This window comes from Dietzia massiliensis (assembly GCF_018390595.1).
GTDB classification, from domain to species: domain Bacteria; phylum Actinomycetota; class Actinomycetes; order Mycobacteriales; family Mycobacteriaceae; genus Dietzia; species Dietzia massiliensis.
In genome coordinates, this window is sequence record NZ_JAHBAV010000104.1 from 1 (window position 1) to 3,984 (window position 3,984).

A 3,984-nucleotide genomic window follows, 5' to 3' on the forward strand; every position below is an offset into this window, starting at 1 on the left:
CCCGATCCGCGTGGGGTTCCGTGATGTGCTCCCGAACCGGGTCGTGAACTTCCGGGATGCGACCTGGGTGCTGCCCAGAGTCGGTTCGGCGGAGCTCGTGCTCCTGATCTGCGCAGGCGCGTCGATGGCGGCGAGCGGCGTCTTCTACGGTGAGCTCATCGGGTGGCCGTCGACGGAGCTCAACGGAATCAACGACCCGACCCTGACAGGCCCGTTGCTGATCGTCGCGGGGGCGTCTTTCATCCTCCTCTGCCTGTGGCAGATGCTCCGCGGGATCAGGATGACGCCCGAGTCGATCACCTACTGGCGGGGGATCGGTCGGATCACGCTGGCGTGGGACGAACTCGGAGACGCGGAGTCCACCAACGACGTCCGTGATCACGACGGATACCGCAAGTACCTGCACCGGTACCAGCCCGGGGCGAAGATCGTGGTCCCGCCCGAGCGCGTGTCAGGCGTGATGGTGCGAGTGCGATGGGAGAGCGTCGACACCCCGCGGCTGCTTTTGGAAACCGATTACTTCACGGTCGAGCCGAGCGCGCTGCTCACCGCGATCCTCGCCCTCCGAGACCGACCTGAGTTACGGTCGCTGCTCGGCACCCGCGCGTCGAAGCACCTGTTCGTGGGCCCGCCCTGGCGGGTGCGTCGCCACATGTATCGGACGCAGCAGTGGTGGCCGAAGGGCGCGGTGCCGGACGGAATCGCGGTCGATCGAGACGGCGTGGGCAAATAGTTCCAGTGACCCCGCTTTACGACTACGTGACCGGCCTCGGCGCGACGATCCGGCCCCACCCCGCCACCGAACCGGCACTCGGGTCGGCCGGCCTCGTCGTCGTCGCCTCCGATGACACCTGGCACGACATCGACGCCCTCGAGGGCGCACCGCCCCGCACCGACACGACCGCGGTGGTCCTCGTCGCGCCCGGCCTCGCCCGGGCGGGCTTCGTCCCCAACGTGGTCGCCACGGCGAGCATCATCGCGCCCGCCGTGCCCGCCGCCGCGCTGCTCGACGCCGTGGTCGCGTGCATGGAGGGCGCCGAGGACTGGCGCGTGCGCGCCCGGTCGGTGACCGGCGCCGGAGGCCGAGGCGAGGCAGGCGTGGGCGACCGGGCGAGAGGCGGCGCCGACGGCCGGGCGGGCGACGGGGACGACGACGAGGACCTCGTCCTCGACCTGCTCGGCGAGTACCGGCTGGGCGGGACCGGCCTCGCGCTGTCGACGCTGGCGCGGGCCCGCACGGCAGGGGGCGTGACAGTGTTGCACCAGACGCACGTCACCACGCTCGCCGACCAGATCCACCATCATCGTTCCGGCCTGGCCGCGGCGGTTTTCGCCTGATCAAAAGGGTGTTCGGGCCGCGCGGCGAGCCCGCGACCGGCTGCGAGGCGGGCGCGTACGTGGTGTGGTGGAAACATGAGGTCCCACACGAATCCTGCGACCGATACCCCCTCCACCGACCCCGGACGCGCCGGTCACCCCGGTAAACCCGGCGGACCCGCCGACCCCGCCGGTCCGGGCGCTCTCGCGACGCCGACCGGCTGGGCACTGCCGGTCATCACCGTGCTGGGCACCGCCGCCGCGATCGTGGCCGCGTTCTTCGGCAGCGGCGCGATGGGCGGCACCCCGATCGCCGAGGCCGCCGGCGGCGTCCTGTCCGCCGACGCCACCCCGGTCGCCCCGGCCGGGTCGGCGTTCAGCATCTGGAGCGTCATCTACATCGGCCTCGCCGCCTACGCCCTGTGGCAGCTCACCCCGACCGCCCGTCGCTCGGCCCGGCAGGCGGCGCTCCGACCGTGGGCGCTGGCCTCCGTACTGCTCAATGCGGCGTGGATCTGGGCGGTCCAGCTGGAACTGATCCTGGGTTCGGTCATCGTGATCGTGCTGCTGCTGGCCGTGCTCGTGCGCGTCCTGTACATCCTCGGCGCGCCGCGGATCGGCGGGGTGGTCGAGGCCGTGGTCACCGACGGCACCTTCGGGCTGTACCTGGGCTGGGTGTCGGTGGCGTTCTTCGCCAACACCTTCGCGTGGCTCGCGAGCGCGGGCGTCGACGTGGTGACCGGCGTGCCGTTCGGCATCGTCGGCATCGTGGTGGCCGCGGCGGTCGGCGTGGCCACCGCGCTCATCAGCGGCGGTCGGATCCCGCCGGCGCTGGCCACCGCGTGGGGCCTGGCCTGGGTCGCGTACGGCCGCACTTCGGGCGAGCACGAGTCCGCCGCCCTGGTGTGGACCGCGGCGATCGCCTCGGTCGTCGTGGTGGTCGTGGCGCTGGGCCGACGACTGTCGGTGCTGCGGCGGGAACGCGGCCGGGTCGCTGCTGACGGTGCCGCTCGTCAGCCCGTCTAGCCGACGAACGCCGCTGAGCGCACGGCCCAGTAGGCGGCGCCGAGAACCGCGCCGAGGATCATCGCGGGGCCGAATGCGATGCCGCTCTTGGCGGTGACCCGCCGGGAGGCGAGAAGCACGAGGGCGACGATGGCATTGAGGGCGAACGCCGCGAGGGTGCCGGCGAGTACGGCGGGCCAGCCGAGCCAGCCGAGAAAAGCCCCGAGCGCGCCTGACAGCTTGACGTCACCCAACCCGAGGCCGGACGGATTGATCAGCGCGAGGATGAAGTAGAAGGCGAGCAGGGCGACGGCCGCGGCGGCGGCCCGTCCGAGGCCTGCCCAGTCGTCGGTGAGCCAGGCGGACACCGCGAGCCCGGCGAACAGGACGGGGTACAGCGGCCCCACGATCGCGTCGGGGAGCCGGAACACCGCCAGATCGATCGCGATGAGCAGGCCGCACGCCACCGCGAGTGCGGCGAACGCCACCAGCTCGGCCCAGTTCGTCGCGAGCGCCGTCGCGCCGACGCCACCCGCCGCGGAGAGGAGAATGTGCAGTCCGCTGCGCAGCCAACGCGAGTCGGACTCGATGAGGCGGCGCATCCACCGGGTGAGCGCGGCGGCGGCCCCACCGCAGAGGAGGGCGCAGATCAGGGCGGTGACAGGGGTGGTCACGTCAGGAGAACGCCTCCATCATGTTGATGACGGTCGGACCGAGCAGCACGATGAACAGTACGGGCAGGATGCACACCAGCAGGGGGAAGATCACCTTCACCGGCACCTGCTGGGCCTTCTCCTCCGCCCGCTGCCGACGCTTGAGCCGCATCTCGGACGCCTGGGTGCGGAGCACGTCGGCCACGGAGATGCCGTAGGCGTCGGCCTGAATGATCGCGCGGATGAACCGGCGCAGGTCGGGCACGTCGGTGCGCAGGGCGAGCTGCTCGTAGGCGGTGCGGCGCAACTGCCCCACCTGGATCTCCTGCAGCGTGCGGATGAGCTCCTGCGCGAGCGGACCGGTGCCGTTGCGGCCGGCGCGGGCCATGGCGGCGTCGAAGCCGAGGCCGGCCTCCACGGCGATCGTCATCTGATCGAGGGTGTCGGCCAGCTCGAGCGCGATCTCGTCGTTGCGCTCCTGGCCCCGGCTCTGTAGGAGGAGTTCGGGCAGGAAGTAGCAGACGACCGCGGTCCCCAAGGTGAGGATGAGCAGCAGTGGCTCCGGGTTGGTCCGCAGCAGCGCCAGGCCCAGCAGCACCACGATGAGCGGGACGACGATCTTGGCCACGACCAGTCGCTGGATGGACCAGCCGCGGGGCCGCCCCGCGCGGATTGACAGCTTCTCGAGCCGGCGGACGGTGCCGACCGGAGTCAGGCGGCGGGCGACCTCGTACAGGCGGCTGCGGGAATCGTCGTCGTCGACGCCGGTCAGGTCGACCTGGGAGGCGAACCCGTCGTCGATGCCGCGGCGGAGGTTGGCGACAGTGCGCGCGCGGACGGTGTCGCGGCCCGAGAACACGGCGAAGGCCAGCAGGAACACGGACGAGGTCAGGACGAACACGGCCAGTGCGGCGGACAACGGCATCGCAGGGGCCTCCTTTCGCGGAGACGGGGCAAGAGGGGGGAGGGGAGGGGCGGGCCGGCGGAGGTGGGGGGCGGGGAGCCGGGC

General features: G+C 72.0%; 5 protein-coding genes. 3 read left to right on the forward strand and 2 right to left on the reverse strand.

Translation table 11 applies throughout. From position 1 onward, the window contains the following. The 3 genes from KHA85_RS16110 to KHA85_RS16120 all read left to right on the forward strand — a co-directional run. Positions 1-733, forward strand: a 733-nt coding sequence (locus KHA85_RS16110) for a hypothetical protein (protein WP_213186584.1), incomplete at its 5' end; no start/stop codon positions are given. A gap of 5 nt (positions 734-738) precedes the next feature. After that, a complete protein-coding gene (locus KHA85_RS16115; protein ID WP_063972501.1) occupies positions 739-1,338 on the forward strand; it encodes a hypothetical protein in 600 nt (199 codons plus the stop codon). A 75-nt stretch (positions 1,339-1,413) separates the two neighbouring features. After that, positions 1,414-2,343: a TspO-related membrane protein gene (locus tag KHA85_RS16120; protein ID WP_236885822.1), complete on the forward strand. Its 930-nt coding sequence runs from the start codon at positions 1,414-1,416 to the stop codon at positions 2,341-2,343. Here KHA85_RS16120 and KHA85_RS16125 read toward each other — a convergent pair. Together KHA85_RS16125 and KHA85_RS16130 are read right to left on the reverse strand one after the other, a co-directional pair. Then, complete coding sequence (locus KHA85_RS16125) at positions 2,340-2,996, reverse strand: prepilin peptidase (protein WP_213186585.1); 657 nt, start codon at positions 2,994-2,996, stop codon at positions 2,340-2,342. The two genes, KHA85_RS16120 and KHA85_RS16125, sit on opposite strands and share 4 nt — an antisense overlap. 1 nt (position 2,997) lies before the next feature. Next, positions 2,998-3,900, reverse strand: coding sequence for a type II secretion system F family protein (locus KHA85_RS16130; protein WP_213186586.1), 903 nt, complete (start codon positions 3,898-3,900; stop codon positions 2,998-3,000). Positions 3,901-3,984: the final 84 nt, after the last annotated feature.